A 17930-nucleotide genomic window follows, 5' to 3' on the forward strand; every position below is an offset into this window, starting at 1 on the left:
GGAACGATTTGGTAAATCAATTTGAATTGTGCACAAAGGGGGAGTTTTAATTGAGAAAAAAGGTAGTGAAGGGAATTATTCTCCTTGCGCTTCTAGTAGGGATAACGATTTTTGGTCCGTATAATGTGATCCTCGAATTTAATGAAACAAACGCTGTTCAACGTGTCATCACTTCAGACAAAGCCTTAAAGGGATTAAAGATTGTTGATGTGGACTACAGAGGTTCCGACACGTACTTCATCCAAACAAGCGATGGTGATCGTTTGAAGAATTTTATTGTGATGAAGGATTACACCTCGGTTATGAATGGAAACTGGAAAGTATTCGAACAAATGCCAGAAGAACACCCCTTTTAATCGAGCTAGACCCGAAAGGAGGAAAGGATGTGCATTGAATGATGGGTCTCTCGATTGTATTTCTCATCCTAATCATTGTCGTTGCAACCATTGTGTTTCATATTCTTGTTGAAACCGTTCAAGAAAGGGGAATCGGGCCTGTCCCAAAGAAGTTGACGCTGTTGAGCTGTACATTACTAGGTTTGCATGTGGTTTTCTTTATGGCTAATGGATACTCCTATATACCTGAACGATTCGTTGAGATTCTTTTCCCTGCCTTCAGCTTATCCGCAGGCATTTTCGGGAACATCAGCGCTCTCCGGGAAGTGAATCATAATCGATTCGTAGCTATTTTGCTCAGTTGTTTTTCCACCTTTAGCATTCTGTTTTGCTATTTACTTTATGGGATCTCACAGATGTGACGTGTAACATTTTAGAGTTTTATATCGTCTGTAAAAGAGAGGGGGATGGATATGCGTTTTATTGCATTGTTTTTCTGTTTAGTCTTGGCAGCTTGTCAAACCACCGAAGACCCTGAGGTACATAAAGTGGTGGATACATTTGAAGAAGCGGGCATTGAATTAGAACGGTCCCCCTTATCAGGAAAGTCTCCCTTTAATTTAGTCTCTTCACGTGAAGCTCATTATTCTTCTGAAGAAGGGGAACTCATTATTTTTTATGACACGAATGATTTTGGAAGGGTTAAAAAAGAGCTTCGTTCTCAACTGTCAGAAATGGAGTGGCTTTATGAACCTCGCCTTCATTTTAATGAAGACAGTGCGATCTTGTTTGTTCCCACCCGACCCATGTCTGATTCCAGCCAAGTGTGGGAGATCCTCAGCCGATAATGGACATAGGGGAGGAAAATGGGTACAATAACGAGAGTAAAGAAGAGACTGGATAAGGACGTGAATACGATGAAAGATCGCTCATTTCTATACATAATTGGTGGGGTTGGGATCCTATCGTGGATTCTTTATTTTCTGGCCTACTATTCCCATTACAAAATGCATTATATCGTTGAAGGATTGATCTCGATAGTCGTTGCTACGGTCGTATATTTCGTGTTAGTAGCAAGCTTTTTCCGCGGGAATGGCGGTAAAAAAGTGACCGGCACGACACTTGGGTTAATAGCGGTAGCCTTTATGGTGGTCCTCGCTATCTAAAGGGTGAAAGCCGAAATAGGCTTTCGCCTTTTTTGGCAGCTTTCAATCACCGATCAAGGGTTTTACATGAAAAACTGATATAGTAGAAAGAAAAGAAAGGGGTGAATCCATGAATCAGAAAAGCATCAGACAGAAGCTGGACCAACACACCCCTGGCATCCTTGGAGAAGAGGCTATGAAAAAATACTCCCTATTTCTCCCGATTATTGAAAAAGAAGGCGAACTCCACCTGTTGTTTGAAGTTCGTTCCCACACGATGAGGCGACAGCCTGGAGAGGTGTGTTTCCCAGGTGGAAAAATGGATCAGAACGATCGGGGGCCGAAGCACACAGCGGTCCGTGAAGCTTCAGAAGAACTTGGCGTTCGCCCAGGGACCATGACGGATGTATACTCATTGGGGCAAATGATCTCCCCGTTTGGGATGAAAATTGAAGCCTACGCTGGTTTGCTTCACTGTGATGAGAAAGAGCTTCAACCGAATCCAGATGAAGTGGCGGAAATCTTCACCGTTCCTCTTGAGTTTTTCCTAGAAAATGATCCGAGTGTTCATTATGTCCAAATGGAGATCAAGCCAGAAAGTGATTTCCCGTACCACCTTATTTCTAACGGGGAAGACTATGAATGGCAAGCTCGGAAGTACGAGGAATATTTCTATCAGTACAACGACCATGTAATATGGGGGTTAACCGCCCGCGTCTTGCGCTCGTTTGTTCATATGATTCGCTAGGACCTGGCTACATGCCGGGTCTTTTTATGTGTAAAGCTGGGTAGCGGCTGGGGGGTTGAACCTGAGTCAGCCGATGGGGGCGAAGCAGGTGGAACTTGAGCCGTAACGCTCGGGGCTTGAGCCAGAAATCCTCATTATGAGCCGTACTCCACGAACTTGAGCCAGTAACAGCAAACATGAGCTGTCAAAAAACGTTCATGAGCCACTATCGTAAAAAGTGGAGCCAGTAGCCCCTATCTTTGAGTCAGTACAACCTAAACTTGAGCCGCCGCCCGGCTAGCAGCTAGAGCTTGAGCCAGAACGCCCGGGACTTGAGCCAGAAATCCTCATTATGAGCCGTACTCCACGAACTTGAGCCAGTAACAGCAAACATGAGCTGTTAAAAAACGTTCATGAGCCACTATCGTAAAAAGTGGAGCCAGTAGCCCCTGTCTTTGAGTCAGTACAACCTAAACTTGAGCCGCCGCCCGGCTACCAGCTAGAACTTGAGTCAGAACGACCGAACTTGAGCCACCGCCCGGCTAGCAGCAAGAACTTGAGCCAGAACGCCCGAACTTGAGCCGCCGCCCGCCTAGCAACAAGAGCCAGAACGCCTGAAACTCGAGCTACTACCATCTCCATGCCATCCCCCTCTAAACACACCTCTCCCAAAAAAGCTACCGCACAAGACTCTCCACAATTTCCTTATTCTTTTCTTTAAAGACCGCATTATGAGACGACACCATTCCCTTAGCTGTTGCATCAGGTTCAATATATTGCTTTGCTTTATTGACTGCATTGGCGGCATCTTGAAACGCTCCGGCAATGAGATTGAGCTTGCCGTCGTGAGCTAAAATGTCACCAGCGGCGTACAACCCCGGGACAGATGATTCACTATTTTCGTTTCCTGCAATGTAATAATGATTGGTTCGTTCAACTCCGACCTGGCTGTGGTCAAGGAGAGAAGCATCTTGGTCAAATCCATGATTGATGAGGACTTCATCTACAGGAACCGCATATGACTCTCCGCTTTTATGATCGAGAAGTTCGACGGTTTCAATGTGGTGCCCATCCTGTGTACAAAGCTTTGTGATTTCAGTATGAAACAAGCAGGTAGCGTCGCTTTCAAGTAGTTGGGACACTTGGGCTTCGTGGCCTTTTAGTTCCCCTTTTCGATAAGAGACGAAGACTTTCTTAGCAATAGGGGTCAATTCGTTCGCCCAATCAATAGCAGAGTTTCCGCCTCCTGATATGAGGACCGTTTTATCTTTAAATTCTTTTAACGACTGAATAGTGTAGTGAAGGTTTGAGACTTCAAAACGCTCGGCCCCTTCGATCTGAAGCTTTTGAGGTTTTAAAATGCCACTGCCTACGGCTACAATGACCGTTTTGGACAAATGAATAGCACCAGAAGAAACGGTTAGTTCGAATAGACCGTCTTCATTTTTATGTATCGATTCTACCTTTTCTCCTAATACAACCTCTGGGTCAAATGAAAGACCTTGTTTGACTAGATTCTCAATAAGTTTCTCACCAGGAGTAGGGAGCAATCCTCCAACATCCCATACAATTTTCTCAGGATAGACATGAACCTTGCCTCCAAGCTGAGGCTGAAATTCAATGATCTTGGTTTTCAATTCACGTAAGCCGCTGTAGAAGGCGGAATAGAGCCCAGCGGGTCCACCACCAATAATCGTAACGTCAAAACATTCCGCGTTTTGCATAGTGCCACTCCTCTTTTTAACAGAATAAAGTTCTAGTTGACATCGATTCTCATTCCCATTATAGTTACATTGTACTGGTAATGATAATCGTTATCAACTCAAAATGTGCACATTTTGAAAATTAGGAGGGTACATATGACTCGCCTCTATACGGAAAACGTGAATGTGGGATACGGAGAAAAGACAATTGTAAAGGATTTAGATGTAGAGATTCCCGATCAGCAAGTGACCACAATTATTGGGTCAAACGGTTGCGGGAAGTCGACACTTCTAAAAGCGATGACGCGCATCCTTTCTCATCAGTCTGGCTCAATTATGATCGACGGGGAAAGCATTGCACGCCAAAATACGAAAGAACTGGCTCGTAAGCTCGCGATATTGCCTCAAAATCCTGAAGGAGCTAGCGGGTTAACAGTAGGTGAACTCGTTTCTTATGGTCGTTTCCCTTATCAGAAAGGGTTCGGTCGTTTGAATAAGCGGGACATGGAAATGATTGAATGGGCTCTTGAAGTGACGGGGACCACACCGTTTAAATACCAGGCGGTCGATTCATTATCCGGTGGGCAGCGGCAACGGGTTTGGATTGCGATGTCACTCGCGCAGGAAACGGATATGATTTTTCTCGATGAACCAACGACTTATCTTGACATGGCTCATCAGCTTGAGGTGCTTGAACTATTACAAAAGCTTAATCAGGAAGAAGGACGTACCATTGTTATGGTCCTCCATGACTTGAATCAAGCGGCTCGTTTCGCTGATTATATTGTAGCCATGAAGGACGGGGAGATTGTGAAAGCTGGGAGTCCTGAAGAGGTCATACAGCGAGATGTCTTAAGAGACGTATTTCATATTGATGCCGAGATTGGGAAGGATCCAAGAACACATAAACCAATGTGTATAACTTATAACTTATGGAAGGGAGAACAACAAAATGAAGAAGATTCAACTCACGCTGCTTCTTATGCTGGCGCTTGTTCTTAGTGCTTGCTCAAATAGTGCTGGAGGAAACACAGAGGAAAGTGAAACGAATAATGAGGAGGCAGGTTCAGGGACGTTTACATACCAATCTGAAAATGGGCCTGTTGAGGTTCCGAAAAATCCTGAGCGTGTCATCGTCTTATCCTCATTTGCTGGGAACTTGATTAACCTTGATGTGAATTTGGTTGGTGTTGATTCTTGGTCGAAGAACAATCCACGATTCCAGGAAGAGCTTGAAGGGGTAGAGGCTGTAACGGCTGATAACCTGGAGAAGATTATCGAAATGGATCCTGATCTTATTATTGGATTATCGACTACGAAGAATATTGATAAGTTAAAAGAAATTGCCCCAACTGTAACCTATACGTATGGGAAAGCTGATTATCTAGAGCAGCATATTGAGATCGGAAAGCTTGTAAATAAAGAAGAAAAAGCACGCGATTGGGTAGAAGACTTTGAGAAACGTGCTCAAGAAACAGGAGAGAAAATCAAAGACAAGATTGGTGAAGATGCTACCGTTTCAGTCATTGAGAAATTCGATAAGCAAATCTATGTGTTCGGTGATAACTGGGGACGAGGTACGGAGATTCTCTATCAGGCAATGGGACTGAAAATGCCTGAGAAAGTGAAAGAAATGGCGCTTGAACCAGGTTACTATGCGATTTCGCCTGAAGTTCTTCCTGAATATGCTGGGGACTATATGATCTTTAGTAAGAACAGTGAACAAGATAACTCGTTCCAGGAAACGAAAACGTATCAAAATATTCCTGCTGTAAAGAACGATCAAGTATTTGAAGTTGATGCTAAAGCGTTCTATTTCAACGACCCTAACACACTAGATTATCAGCTAGATTACTTTAAAGAAGCCTTTTTAGGAGAATAATAGGAAGAGAGGATCATCCCCTGATCCTCTTTTTTTACAATCTACATAAGAAAGATGATGACAATGAAAAAACAATCCTTTCCTATTCAACTCATTACGGGGATTGCCCTTTGTGGTCTCTCCTTTATACTCGCTCTGCGCCTTGGGGCAGCGGATCTTACGTTTCATGATATTTTGTTGACGTTTACGACAAATGTTGAAAATGAAGCCACACTTTTATTATCTGAAATTCGTATCCCTCGTGAAGTAGGTGCTATTGCAGTAGGTGCAGCGCTTGCTGTATCAGGGGCTATTATGCAAGGTTTAACGAAGAATCCTCTTGCAGACCCTGGGCTTTTAGGCTTAACTTCAGGCGCCAATATGGCCTTAGCAATTGCGCTTGCCCTTATTCCAGGTGCCAATTACATATGGATTACCGTCGCGTGCTTTATGGGGGCTGCGATTGGGGCAGGTCTCGTGATGGGGATCGGCTCGATGAAAAGAGGGGGATTCTCTCCTTTTCGAATCGTTTTAGCAGGAGCAGCTGTTTCAGCCTTTTTAACAGCGATCGGAGAATTTATTGGCTTATATTTTCACGTTTCAAAAGATATTACAATGTGGACAGCCGGGGGGCTGATGGGAACTTCGTGGAGTCAGTTGCAATTTATTATTCCATTTATCATCCTCGGGGTTGTTGTGGCTCTCGTCTTATCGAAACAACTCACCATTCTTAGTTTAAACGAAGAACTCGCTGTCGGATTAGGTCAGAAAGTAACGTTTATTAAGCTCGCTCTCTTTGCTGTTGTCGTCATATTGGCTGGGGCCGCTGTTGCTTTAGTAGGGAATATGGTCTTTATTGGGTTGATGATTCCGCATATGGTGAGAGCGATGGTCGGGACGGATTACCGGTTAATCCTTCCAATGTCCATCTTTGTTGGGTCCGCTTTTATGCTCATTGCTGACACGGCAGGACGGACGATCAACGCTCCTTATGAAACCCCAGTAGCAGCTATTATTGCACTACTTGGACTGCCTTTCTTCTTAGTGATTGTAAAGAAAGGAGGTCGCACGTTCTCATGATTCATCCAAAACAAATACGCAAACAACGATTGACTTTGCTTTTTCTTATCATTTCCGTGTTCGTGACCGCCTTTATAGCCACAGGTCTTGGATATTCTTCGGTTTCCTTTGATCGTATCCTGCCTACTTTTATGGGGGGAGGAACCTTTAAGGAGTCGTTTGTCATCTTTTCTGTGCGCCTGCCGAGAATTGCGATTACCGTTCTAGCTGGTATGGCGTTGGCCTTATCAGGGGCTATTTTACAAAGCATTACGCAAAATGACTTAGCTGACCCTGGTATTATTGGTATTAATGCAGGTGCTGGCCTAGGCATTGCTGTATACTTTTTGTATTTCCCCTTACAGGTGGGGACATTTGTGTACATGATACCTTTAGTCGGTTTTATCGGTGCAATTGTGACGTCAGCCCTTATTTATCTTTTCTCTTATCAGAAAAACGTAGGATTTCAGCCTGTCCGTCTCGTCCTCGTTGGGATTGGCTTCGCGATGGCTTTATCAGGAGCCATGATTATTCTGATTTCTTCTGCTGAGAGGAAGAAAGTTGACTTTATTGCAAACTGGTTAGCAGGCAATATATGGGGGACGGACTTTTCCTTTGTGCTGGCGATATTACCATGGCTTTTGGTGCTCATTCCTTATACCATTTATAAAGCGAGTCGCATGAATCTGCTGAGCTTAAGTGAACCAGTGGCCATTGGGGCAGGGGTGTCGATTGAGAAAGAACGCGTCACCCTCCTCATCACAGCCGTTGCGTTAGCAGCTGCCTCCGTTTCTGTAACGGGCGGAATTGCCTTTATCGGACTTCTGGCTCCTCACCTGGCAAAAGCTCTCGTAGGTAAACGAGCAGAAGCTTACATTCCAGTATCGATTCTGTTAGGGGGGCTTCTCTTATTAATCGCAGATACCATTGGACGGAATGTATTAGACCCAGAAGGGATTCCTGCAGGTATTATGACAGCGCTCATTGGCGCCCCTTACTTTATTTATCTGTTAATCAAAAAGACATAAGAAAAAGCAGCCTTTTTAGGCTGCTTTTTTTGTCCAGTTTGTGAATTTATTCCCAATTCCTTTCTAAACATGAAGGATATCCTTTCTTAATCTTGAACATATAGAGAGGATTGTTTTGTAGAAAATTGTAAAAAATGAGGTGAATCGATATGAATCAATCAGCAGTGGAAATTCGACAAACTCTTGAGGATCTTATGATACGAAATCACTTCTCTGGATCGATTTATATTAAGCAAGGGGATGAGGTTCTTTTTGAGGCAGCGGGAGGGGATGCGGATCGTTCGGAAGAAAGGAAGAATACAATCGAGACTCGCTTTCGCATTGCCTCTGGTTGTAAGCTGTTTACAGCCATTGCGATTTGCCAGCTCGTAGACCAAGGCTTGATCTCCTTTTATTCAAAGCTAAGCGACTCCGTGGATGTCACATTCCCGTACTTTGATGAAGGGGTTACCATTCATCATCTTCTTACCCATACTTCCGGTGTTGCGGATTATTTTGATGAGGATGAAATGGATGACTTTGAAGCATTATGGAAAACGACGCCTATGTATTGCCTTCGAAATTTAGAAGATTTCTTACCACTGTTTGAAAAAGGAAGAATGAAATTTCAACCTGGCGATGACTTTCATTACAACAATGCAGGATTTATCTTATTAGGGCTCATAATAGAAGCAAAGACCGGTATGAAGTTCCGGGATTATATTGTTCAAAATGTGTTTAAACCAGCTGGTATGGATTCTTCTGGCTACTTTGCGCTAGATCAACTGCCAAGCAATGTAGCTTACGGATATGTAGAATTAGATGATGGTTCCTGGAAAACGAATCAGTACTCAATTCCGGTCGTGGGCGGAGCCGATGGAGGCGCATATGTGACAGCTCCTGACATGGGGAAAATGTGGGAAGCCCTTTTAAGTGGGGCTTTATGCAGCGAAGAAACGTTAGAGACGATGCTGACTCCTCATGTGGAAGTGAGGGAAGGCGTCTATTATGGATACGGCTTATGGATTCATAAAAGAGAGAATCAAACGTACAAATACCATGTTATGGGTTATGATCCTGGTGTGAGTTTCCATTCTGCTTTTTACCCAAACAAAAGAATTACCCTTGCTGTCCCGTCTAATCGGAGTGATGATGCTTATGATGTGATGAAGGCAGTAGAGGATACCCTCATTGATGATTAAGGGGAGATGGTATGGAATGGTTTCGATTTGATGAACGAGTCGGAAATCCAATTACGGAATTTGGATCCGACTTTATTATGTCGAAAATTGCAATAACCGAGGAGAAGACACATATCACTTGTATGTACTTACAGGTTGGGGGAAGCATTGGCTATCACCCCGCTGTTGTCAATCAACTTCTTCTCGTCGTGAAAGGGGAAGGGACCGTCTGCGGGGAAGAGCGGGAATTCATTTCGATCTCAGAAGGAGAAGCGGTGTTTTGGAATAAAGGAGAGAAACATGAAACCCGTTCTGAAAAAGGGCTTACGGCTATTGTTATTGAAGGGGACGGCGTTACACCTGATTGGATGGCAAGTCCGTCATGATTATGAGAGCATAAAGAAAAAAGGACGCCTTATAAGCGTCCTTTTGTCGTTTATGCGAAGATACTCCTAATTGCATTCAATAACGATTGAATCAATTCACTAATCGCCGTTAAGATTCTTTCGAAGAACGAAGCGATGCTATTCCAGAATCCTTCATCGTTTAAGAGATCCTTGGCACTTGCTGCAATGTCTTCTAACTGCTTCTGGACGTCATCGAAGTTAATATTGAGTTTACGGATTTGATCAAACAGATTGGTGAGTCGTTCCACATCTTGAGGATTCAAGTTGATGTTTAGAGAATCGAGCTGGTCTTTGACAATCTGCTCAACTTCCTCTCTTGTTACAGGGTTTTGTTTAGCAATCTCTTTCTTAATTTCAGAGATAAGCTGGCTAACTTTCTCTTTATCGATCCCCGCTTCTTCTGCGAGTTTAGTTGCTACATCGAGCTCCTCACTTGCCACTTTCATTCGATCTGAATCGAGTTTCGCACCATTAACATCATAAGCCTTATAAATACCAGTCAACGCAGAATGACCGCTCACCTGAACAGGAGAGGCGACGTCAACAGTCGCATCCGTTACCCCGGCCGTTAGGAGGGCGTTTTTATACATTTCTTTCGTCACTTGCGTAATGTTATCTGGTGTAATGATGTTTACATTTAACCCCGACCCTTCTTCTTCAGGGGTAATTTTGACGGAAGAATACATCCTCGAGTTTGGATTACCTCCAATATAGTTCGCAATATCCTGCCCATTCACGCTGTATTCATCAACAGCGTCACGGTTCTCTACATTTAATTGGTTTCTGACTTCTTCTTCCTGCTCATCTGTTAATGTTTCTCCGTACACGACAATAGGAACGCCTAACTTTTCGTTTATTCCTTTTCCGCCGTTCGGTGATGCCTGAACCGTGTTGATCACGGTAGAACTCAGTAGAAAAATGGCTACAACGAAGAATAGTATCCGTTTCATAGTTTCACACACCTTTTCTTTCCATGCTGTATTGTCTATACCCTTTCAATCTACGCTTCTATCTTCATGTTAGAATCAGAAGATATATGCTCATTACGACAAAAAGGGTGGAAAATCCTTCTTATTGATTGATTTGGGAATAGGGCTTTCCATGTTTAGTGCTAGTGGGGGCTTCAATATGTATTTAGTATCAAACAACAAGACTACGAATCCCCGTTAACATTTGAAGTGAGCTCCTACCCCAGATATTTAAACGGTGAAGCAAAGATTCGAGTTGAATAGAATTGGAAAAAGCATGTAGCTCTAACGGCTACATGCTTTTTTTATCATTCTTCTTTTTACTCCTCTGTCCAAACAGAAGGTACAATCCAATTAGGATAAAGATCACAGGCCATAATCGACCGACTGCAGAAGCGACCATTTCCCCCCAGGAAAAGACCGCAATCCCAGTCAGGATACTAACAGGAATCAGCAATCCTTTCTCACGCTTGCCAAAATACCAGAGTTCAAATAACCCAAAAGCAGGAGCAAGGAGGTAAACGGGCCACGTATAAGCAGAATAAGCAAATCCCGTAGCTGTTTCAAAGAAGAACAATAGACTAATGATCAACAAAATACCACCAGGAACAAGAAGCCCGGCTAACTCACTCTTCCGTCCCGACAAGAAAAACCCAACGTGAAAACCCACTGCAGGGAGCAAAATAAAAGCCGGCCAAGCCTCAGCCGTACTTGGGATCGGTATAATACCAAGGTTAGCAAGAAGAATAACAATCCCCGTTATGACAAATATCAATCCCGTAATCGTATTCGTACCAGTAGCTCTCATCGTTTTCTCTCCTTTAACGAGAAGTGTTTGTAATCGATTTATAGAGTGACAAAGCTAGAAAATTACTCATTTTCCTATGAGGGGCTGGTGAGCCTCTTGGTTCGTGCCATCTTGGGAGATATGAATTCTCCTGCTAAGAAAACAGGACCGTTTATCTTTTTAATGGCAGGGGGTGTTCGGGGACGGCGAGACTCCTGCGGCAATAGGAGCCTAGGGAAGACCCCACAGAGAGCGAAAGCGAACGAGGAGGCTTCCCAGCTCGCCGCGGAAAGCGAGTTGTCACAGAACACCCCCATCCACTCATCAAATGCAACGGTCCCTTCCAGCTTAATATCTCTACTTCTATATAAGGAAGCTTATATAGAACTCATTTATTTGGTATAACGATTGGCGTAGCTTGATGCGGCATAGGAATCTGGCTTAATTTTCACATCAATCCCCATCGCATCAATCCGTTCTGTCATATCTTTAATCAAATCTTTACTACGTCCTTTTGTGCCGATATCAAGATGGATTTCAAATTGAAGAGATGCGCCTTCTTTTTCATATGGAGCTAAGAGTTGTCCGAGACCCGCTAAGTATTCAGGCGTGAAGTGGAAAGCAATCTCCTGACTCAGCCATGTCTCAATGGAGATCTTTTCTTTTAAACTCATAATCTTTCTTGTTACCGTGTGGTTTCTAAGAGCTCCCCAGGCCCCTTTGCCGATCCGATGGATGTGAATCGCCGTAATGAAGCGGGTGTGGCTTTTGTGAACGTGGGAGTCGGTACCAATCGATAAGCGGTACTGATTCGCGGGGTCTTGTGCGATAAAGGATTCGATAGATTGAAGAACGTCTTCGATCGACATATGTTGTTTGGACTGATTGTAAAAGGTGGAGTATTCCATAATCAATTCACCTCAAATTCAGATTTGTCGGTGCTATTTACAGTATATTCGAATTTTCAGGGACATGTGCTTGAAAAAGAATCTGTAACACAATTATCCTTTATAAATTATTTCGGTTGTCTAATTAATTTGTCTAAAACAATAGAAAATTGTCAGAAGAGTCTTTATAATGAAGGCAGAATTGTTATTAGCATGGGGAAGGTGGATTTACGATGACAACCGATTACAATCACTATCCATACGTTTCACAACGTATGACAACATTTGCTCAAAATGGAATGGTAGCTACGTCTCAGCCACTCGCATCACAGGCTGGGTTAGATATTATGAAACAAGGTGGTAATGCAATTGATGCTGCCATTGCCACTGCGGCTTGCTTAACAGTCGTTGAACCCACTTCAAATGGAATTGGGGGAGATGCCTTTGCTCTTGTATGGACCAAAGGGGAATTGCACGGGTTAAACGCAAGCGGACCAGCGCCAAAAGGGATATCGATTGAGGCTGTTAAAGGGAAGGGCTATGAGGAGATTCCTCCATTTGGTTTTGTACCTGTAACCGTTCCAGGCGTCCCAGCTGGTTGGGCAGAGCTTTCAAAGCGATTTGGTAAATTGCCGTTTAAAGATGTATTAGAACCGGCCATTCAGTATGCGGAAAAAGGTTTTCCGATCTCACCGGTGTTAGGGAAGTTCTGGCAAGGGGCCTATAAGAAATTTAAAGAAACGCTAACAGATGAAGAATTTACATACTGGTTCGACACCTTTGCTCCAGATGGAAGAGCTCCTGAGATCGGTGAATTGTGGAAATCTAAAGGACACGCGGAAACGCTACGCTCCATTGCTGAAACACAGGCTGAAAGCTTCTACCACGGGGAGCTAGCTGAAAAGATGGATGCTTTCTCAAAAGAGTACGGTGGTTTTTTAAGAAAAGAAGATCTTGAAAGTTTCAAACCTGAGTGGGTCGATCCAATTAAAGTAAATTACCGCGGTTACGATGTATGGGAGATCCCGCCAAACGGCCAGGGGCTGGCAGCGCTTATGGCCCTTCGTACACTAGAGGATTACGATCTCACTGAGAAAGAATCACCGGAGACGTATCATAAAATGATTGAGGCCATGAAGCTTGCGTTTGTGGATACACAAAAGTACGTGACAGAAGAGGGTGAAATGTCTGTATCCGTAGAAGACCTTTTGTCAAAAGCGTATGCAGATGAGCGCCGCAAGCTAATTGGTGAAGAAGCCATCATGCCTGAAGCAGGAACGCCTCCTAAAGGGGGAACCGTATATCTGGCAACAGCGGACAACGAAGGAAATATGGTATCCTTTATTCAGAGTAACTACATGGGATTTGGGTCAGGTTTAGTTGTACCTGGAACAGGGATTGCCCTTCAAAACCGTGGTCATAACTTCTCTATGGACCCAGAACATGATAATGCCCTTCAAGGAGGCAAACGGACGTATCACACCATTATCCCAGGCTTCCTGACAAAAGGAGACGAGCCAGTCGGACCATTTGGCGTGATGGGAGGCTTTATGCAGCCCCAGGGTCATCTGCAGGTGGTCATGAATACCATAGACTTCCACCTCAACCCCCAGGCAGCTCTAGATGCCCCGCGCTGGCAGTGGATGGAAGGAAAGACAGTCATGGTTGAGCCCCAATTCCCGAATGCCATCGCTCAAATCCTGGCTAGAAAAGGGCACAACATTAAAGTCGCCCTTGATGGAGCTGGATTTGGTCGGGGGCAGATCATTTGGCGAAACCCTGATACAGGCATCTTGCAAGGCGGTACTGAAGCAAGGACTGACGGAACCATCTCAGCCTGGTAAAATAGAGAAGAGGCAAAGTTGCCTCTTCTTTTGTTTTTTTAGTTTGTTTATGATGGGGTTAGTCCGTTACTATAAAAAAGATTGGGCATACTCGGGGACAACTCGCTTTCCTGCGGGGAGCTGGGGAGTCTCCTCGTTCGCTATGCTCTCTGCGGGGTCTCCCCTAGGCTCCTTACCCCGCGGGAGTCTCGCTGTCCCCGAGTATGCCCCGCCAAAAGGTGGTGAACGGACTTCGAACAAGCGCATTTTTTTAGCCTTTACTTCCGAATTATTGCGTGTTTCCGTTCCTCTCCATACGGCAAAGGTGGCCCTGGAAATTGCGAGACTCCTGCGGGAGTAAGAGGTCGACGAGACCCCGCAGGGCATGAACTTTGCCCGAGGAGGCTCGACAGCTCGCCCGCGGAAAGCGAGTGATTTCCAGGGCCACCTTAACCTAAATTAAAGTTAACGGAAACCTCTCTAACATTCGAAAGGAAGATTACACATAGAAAGGATCACGCTATGAAAGCAGTACATATTTTTCTAGCATTTTTTCGAGTAGGTATATTAGGATACGGCGGTGGCCCGGCTTCGATTCCGCTTGTGCATAAAGAAGTAGTGGACAAGTATAAGTGGATGAATGAGGATGAGTTCTCTGATCTGCTGGCTCTTGCAAATACACTTCCTGGACCGGTGGCTACAAAGTTAGCTGGTTATATTGGCTATCGTGTGCAAGGCATTCGGGGAATGTTGAACGCAACCTTTGCCGTTATGGTCCCAACCATTATTTTGATGATTATTCTGTTAACTTCGCTCTCATCTGTAAAAGATCAGGCGTGGGTGCAAGGGATGACAGAGGCGGTTGTGCCGGTGGTCGGAGTTATGTTAGCCGTATTAACGTGGCAGTTTTTAAAGAAATCGAAGAGTGGTCTTGGTTGGATAGCTACGCTTCTGATGGCACTAGTGACGGGCTTGTTGATGGAAGCTCTTGGTGTTCATCCTGGTATTATTATTGCGGGTCTCCTGATCCTTGCGATCTTTAGAAAAGACAAGAAAGAGGGGGACGCATCATGATCTACTGGCAGATTTTCTTAGCTTTCTTTATTCCAGGAGTACTGGGATATGGAGGGGGGCCTGCATCGATTCCACTTGTTGAAAATGAAGTGGTGGGTCGTTATGGCTGGTTAACGGTTAATGAATTCAGTGAAGTTCTTGCGATGGGGAATGCGTTGCCTGGACCAATCGCAACAAAGATGGCTGGATATATCGGTTTTGAAGTAGGTGGAGTGCTTGGTGCGACTGTAGGTGTATTTGCAGCTGTGGCTCCTTCCCTTATTTTAATGATTGCGTTGTTAGGGTTGTTGTATAAATACAAAGATTCTCCGAAAGTGAAGCGAATGACACTCTACGTACGTCCGACGATTGCGGTGCTTTTAGGTGTGATCGCGTTTAATTTCTTCGTTACCTCCTTTCAAGGAGGAGGGACGTTCCATACGATCTTTTTAATCTCAGCTAGTTATGTGTTGCTTGAAAGGTTGAACGTTCATCCGGCTTTTGTCATTGCTGGATCGCTTCTATACGGAGCACTCTTTATGGGATGAAATGTCACACAATTGTTGAAAAGAAGAGTGAATGAAAGGGACGCGCTTCTTTTAAACTTTTATGGGGAAGTACGATATCTTGACTCTTTTATAAAAGTGTTCCTATAATAGCTTCGAGCCTACTAGAACAAAATACATAGATTGAGATATATGTGAGACTAAGAAGGGTGATAAAACATGGCGAAAACCAAACAAAAAAGTAGCAACGCTTGGATTTATTGGATGATCGGTATTATCGCAGCTGCCGTCATTATCATTGTGATTGTTGATCGACAAATGGATGGTGGCTCAGGAGGCGCTATTTCTTATGAAGATCAACCATTTATTGGGGAGGAAGATGCTCCCGTTTCGATGATAGAGTTTTACGATTATTTATGCCCCCACTGTCAAGATTACCAGGAGGTAGCTATTCCTGAAATCAAGCAGAAGCTTATTGATAGCGGAAAAGCGAAGCTCTATTTAGTGAACCTACCGATAATCGGAGACTCTAATAAGGCTGCTCGCTTCGGTGAAGCGGTGTTTCAGGAATTAGGATCTGAAACATTTGTAGAGTATCACGAGTATATTATGGGCGAGCGTATTCAAGAGGCTGGCATCTTTACAGATCAATATCTTGAAGAAGCTTTGAGTTCGGTCGTAGATGATGAAGAGAAAGTCGAACAGGTTGTTTCAGCATATCAGGATGGAGCAGGGGAAGATGCGGTATCTACTGACCGTGAATTGGCCTCTGATCTAAATGTTCATCAAACCCCTACGATTGTTGTAGACGGTGAAGTCTTTGAAGGCGCTACTTTTGAAGAATTAGAACAAGCTGTAGATGAAGCAGCAAATGAATAAGGATAGCGGAGCACCTTAAAAAAGGTGCTCTTTTTTATAATCTGGGGCAAGTGTCTAGTCACTTTTTCCTTTCCTGCATAGGCTAAAGCATAGAAGTCTTGTAGGGAGGAGTTTGGATATGAGTCAATCAAATAAACCGACTCGTGGGAAAAGCATGTTCGACGATTTATTTCAGATTAACCCCAATCGATCTTTTTTAGAAGCGATTGATGATTTCTTCACCGATTCGTTTCAACGGGGATCTGGGGTAAGAGTAGATGATACAAAGAAAGCTTTTACAGTGTGGGTTGAGCTGCCGGGTGTCAGAAAAGAGGATATTGATATTGAATTATATGACCAAAGTTTGCGTATTGTTGTAGATCAAAGTGAATCCATCAAAGAATCCACAACAGGGTATTTCAGACAATCTAAATCACACTTTGAAAGAACAATCGCTCTTCCGGAAAATATTATCGTCAGGGATATGAAAGCCAAACACAAAGATGGTGTACTCGAGGTTTCGTTTCCAAAAAGAAGAGGCAGAAAAATTGAAATAGAGTAAAGGAAAAAGCGCTTTGCTGCGAGCAAAGCGCTTTTTTGTCCTCAGGACATAAGATTGATGTTATACCCTTGAAATAAACCAGATTCAATGACACCGGGGATGGAAGAAAGCTCTTTTTCTAGTCCTGGTTCAATATGATTAAAGCGAACGTCTAAAATGATATGACCTGCCTCAGTTAGAACGGGGCCATCTTTAGACTGTGCCATGCGCAGGTCAACGGATGACACCTCGAAAGACTCAAGACAGGTTTCAACTAAGTGTACGGCTCTTGGGTCTACTTCAAGAGGCACAGGATGTTTCGATCCTAACTTTTCAACGAATTTTGAATGATCCACAAGAATATAGGTTTCATTGCTGCTAGCAATCACAAGCTTCTCATGGAACATCGCTCCGCCTCGCCCTTTAATAAGGTGGTTGTGAGGATCTACTTCGTCAGCTCCGTCGAATGCCCAATCTGGTTTTGCAGAAGCAAGAGAAGTAGTTGGTATGCCGAGGATACTGCACGTTAGGGCGACCTCATGTGAGGTTGGAATAGCTAGTATCTTCAAATTTTCTTCCTTTATTTTCTTGGCAATCGATTGGATGGCAAGAAAAGCGGTAGAGCCTGATCCAACGCCAATAATATCTCCGTCTTTTACGCGTTCGGCTAGACGAGTGGCTACTTTTTGTTTTGCTTCTTTATTGGATATGTCACTTGACCATTGAAGGTTGTTTGCGAGTGGATTTTTCCAAGTCATTGGGGACGCCTCCTTTGCAGGTGGTTTTCCCTGAAACGTTCGGTTTCATGCCCATATATATAATAAAAAAGCCTCCATTTTAGGGATAAGGAGGCAGTGATAATCAAGTATTGTGCGTTGTGTCTTGATTGGTATGATCTTCGTATGGATTGTCCGGCAAAGGATCGACCGTTTCTTTATGGTTATAGCCAGCTGAAATTGTGGCCATTGTGAGAGCTAATACAGCGATCATGATAATCAGGCAGACAACAATAACTCCTACCACCGACATGACCTCCTTACATAAAATCTCATACACGATGAAAGCACTTCCATTGTACCACA

Annotated in this window: 23 protein-coding genes; 16 read left to right on the forward strand and 7 right to left on the reverse strand. The window is 43.9% G+C overall.

All coding sequences use genetic code 11. The annotated features are described in order from the left end of the window. Window positions 1-50: 50 nt before the first annotated feature. From QNI29_RS08070 to QNI29_RS08090, 5 genes are all read left to right on the forward strand, one after another. Window positions 51-356: a hypothetical protein gene (locus tag QNI29_RS08070; RefSeq protein WP_231415916.1), complete on the forward strand. Its 306-nt coding sequence runs from the start codon at window positions 51-53 to the stop codon at window positions 354-356. A gap of 38 nt (window positions 357-394) precedes the next feature. Beyond that, a complete protein-coding gene (locus QNI29_RS08075; RefSeq protein WP_231415918.1) occupies window positions 395-757 on the forward strand; it encodes a hypothetical protein in 363 nt (120 codons plus the stop codon). Between the two features lie 51 nt (window positions 758-808). After that, the gene (locus QNI29_RS08080) at window positions 809-1183 is read left to right on the forward strand and encodes a hypothetical protein (RefSeq protein WP_231415920.1); all 375 of its coding nucleotides are present in this window, start codon (window positions 809-811) and stop codon (window positions 1181-1183) included. A gap of 18 nt (window positions 1184-1201) precedes the next feature. Further along, window positions 1202-1501 carry a hypothetical protein gene (locus QNI29_RS08085; protein ID WP_231415921.1) on the forward strand — a complete coding sequence of 100 codons (300 nt, stop codon included), beginning with the start codon at window positions 1202-1204 and terminating at the stop codon, window positions 1499-1501. A 109-nt stretch (window positions 1502-1610) separates the two neighbouring features. After that, entirely contained in the window at window positions 1611-2228 is a 618-nt protein-coding gene (locus QNI29_RS08090; protein WP_231415922.1) for an NUDIX hydrolase, read from the forward strand. A 471-nt stretch (window positions 2229-2699) separates the two neighbouring features. Here the strand turns inward: QNI29_RS08090 and QNI29_RS08095 are convergent, their stop codons facing one another. Then, the gene (locus QNI29_RS08095) at window positions 2700-2843 is read right to left on the reverse strand and encodes a hypothetical protein (RefSeq protein ID WP_231415923.1); all 144 of its coding nucleotides are present in this window, start codon (window positions 2841-2843) and stop codon (window positions 2700-2702) included. Window positions 2844-2884: 41 nt separating this feature from the next. Continuing rightward, window positions 2885-3931 carry an NAD(P)/FAD-dependent oxidoreductase gene (locus QNI29_RS08100; RefSeq protein ID WP_231415924.1) on the reverse strand — a complete coding sequence of 349 codons (1047 nt, stop codon included), beginning with the start codon at window positions 3929-3931 and terminating at the stop codon, window positions 2885-2887. 135 nt (window positions 3932-4066) lie between these two features. Between QNI29_RS08100 and QNI29_RS08105 the strand changes: the two genes are divergently transcribed. The 6 genes from QNI29_RS08105 to QNI29_RS08130 all read left to right on the forward strand — a co-directional run bounded on the left by QNI29_RS08105 (window position 4067) and on the right by QNI29_RS08130 (window position 9404). After that, a complete protein-coding gene (locus QNI29_RS08105; RefSeq protein ID WP_231415925.1) occupies window positions 4067-4912 on the forward strand; it encodes an ABC transporter ATP-binding protein in 846 nt (281 codons plus the stop codon). Then, window positions 4863-5792, forward strand: a complete 930-nt coding sequence (locus QNI29_RS08110; protein ID WP_231415926.1) for an iron-hydroxamate ABC transporter substrate-binding protein — start codon at window positions 4863-4865, stop codon at window positions 5790-5792. Before QNI29_RS08105 ends, QNI29_RS08110 begins: the two co-directional genes overlap by 50 nt. Window positions 5793-5846: 54 nt before the next feature. After that, the gene (locus QNI29_RS08115; protein WP_370635411.1) at window positions 5847-6851 is read left to right on the forward strand and encodes a FecCD family ABC transporter permease; all 1005 of its coding nucleotides are present in this window, start codon (window positions 5847-5849) and stop codon (window positions 6849-6851) included. Next, entirely contained in the window at window positions 6848-7858 is a 1011-nt protein-coding gene (locus QNI29_RS08120; RefSeq protein ID WP_231415927.1) for a FecCD family ABC transporter permease, read from the forward strand. Before QNI29_RS08115 ends, QNI29_RS08120 begins: the two co-directional genes overlap by 4 nt. A gap of 149 nt (window positions 7859-8007) precedes the next feature. After that, window positions 8008-9039, forward strand: coding sequence for a serine hydrolase domain-containing protein (locus QNI29_RS08125; protein ID WP_231415928.1), 1032 nt, complete (start codon window positions 8008-8010; stop codon window positions 9037-9039). 11 nt (window positions 9040-9050) lie between these two features. Beyond that, the gene (locus QNI29_RS08130; RefSeq protein WP_231415929.1) at window positions 9051-9404 is read left to right on the forward strand and encodes a cupin domain-containing protein; all 354 of its coding nucleotides are present in this window, start codon (window positions 9051-9053) and stop codon (window positions 9402-9404) included. A gap of 50 nt (window positions 9405-9454) precedes the next feature. On the opposite strand, the gene QNI29_RS08135 is transcribed toward QNI29_RS08130, so the two are convergent. The 3 genes from QNI29_RS08135 to QNI29_RS08145 all read right to left on the reverse strand — a co-directional run bounded on the left by QNI29_RS08135 (window position 9455) and on the right by QNI29_RS08145 (window position 12088). Further along, the gene (locus tag QNI29_RS08135; RefSeq protein WP_231415930.1) at window positions 9455-10375 is read right to left on the reverse strand and encodes a DUF1002 domain-containing protein; all 921 of its coding nucleotides are present in this window, start codon (window positions 10373-10375) and stop codon (window positions 9455-9457) included. A 310-nt stretch (window positions 10376-10685) separates the two neighbouring features. Beyond that, complete coding sequence (locus tag QNI29_RS08140; protein WP_231415931.1) at window positions 10686-11201, reverse strand: LiaF transmembrane domain-containing protein; 516 nt, start codon at window positions 11199-11201, stop codon at window positions 10686-10688. Window positions 11202-11572: 371 nt separating this feature from the next. Then, window positions 11573-12088 (reverse strand): ribonuclease H-like YkuK family protein, encoded by a 516-nt coding sequence (locus QNI29_RS08145; RefSeq protein WP_231415932.1) that lies wholly within the window; start codon window positions 12086-12088, stop codon window positions 11573-11575. Window positions 12089-12300: 212 nt separating this feature from the next. Here QNI29_RS08145 and ggt point away from each other — a divergent pair, with 212 nt between their 5' ends. The 5 genes from ggt (at window position 12301) to QNI29_RS08170 (ending at window position 16869) form a co-directional block, all read left to right on the forward strand. Next, entirely contained in the window at window positions 12301-13911 is a 1611-nt protein-coding gene (ggt, locus tag QNI29_RS08150) for a gamma-glutamyltransferase (protein WP_231415933.1), read from the forward strand. A gap of 501 nt (window positions 13912-14412) precedes the next feature. Continuing rightward, the gene (locus QNI29_RS08155) at window positions 14413-14964 is read left to right on the forward strand and encodes a chromate transporter (RefSeq protein ID WP_231415934.1); all 552 of its coding nucleotides are present in this window, start codon (window positions 14413-14415) and stop codon (window positions 14962-14964) included. Further along, on the forward strand, window positions 14961-15491 hold the full coding sequence (locus QNI29_RS08160; protein WP_231415935.1) for a chromate transporter: 531 nt from the start codon (window positions 14961-14963) through the stop codon (window positions 15489-15491). The genes QNI29_RS08155 and QNI29_RS08160 overlap by 4 nt, the downstream gene beginning before the upstream one ends. 177 nt (window positions 15492-15668) lie before the next feature. Continuing rightward, window positions 15669-16328 carry a DsbA family protein gene (locus QNI29_RS08165; protein WP_231415936.1) on the forward strand — a complete coding sequence of 220 codons (660 nt, stop codon included), beginning with the start codon at window positions 15669-15671 and terminating at the stop codon, window positions 16326-16328. A gap of 118 nt (window positions 16329-16446) precedes the next feature. Further along, complete coding sequence (locus QNI29_RS08170) at window positions 16447-16869, forward strand: Hsp20/alpha crystallin family protein (RefSeq protein ID WP_231415937.1); 423 nt, start codon at window positions 16447-16449, stop codon at window positions 16867-16869. A gap of 41 nt (window positions 16870-16910) precedes the next feature. On the opposite strand, the gene rpiA is transcribed toward QNI29_RS08170, so the two are convergent. Next, window positions 16911-17606: a ribose 5-phosphate isomerase A gene (rpiA, locus tag QNI29_RS08175; RefSeq protein WP_231415938.1), complete on the reverse strand. Its 696-nt coding sequence runs from the start codon at window positions 17604-17606 to the stop codon at window positions 16911-16913. Window positions 17607-17709: 103 nt separating this feature from the next. After that, window positions 17710-17871 (reverse strand): YtzI protein, encoded by a 162-nt coding sequence (ytzI, locus tag QNI29_RS08180; protein ID WP_370635412.1) that lies wholly within the window; start codon window positions 17869-17871, stop codon window positions 17710-17712. Between the last annotated feature and the right edge of the window lie 59 nt (window positions 17872-17930).

This window comes from Pontibacillus chungwhensis (genome assembly GCF_030166655.1).
GTDB lineage: Bacteria > Bacillota > Bacilli > Bacillales > BH030062 > Pontibacillus.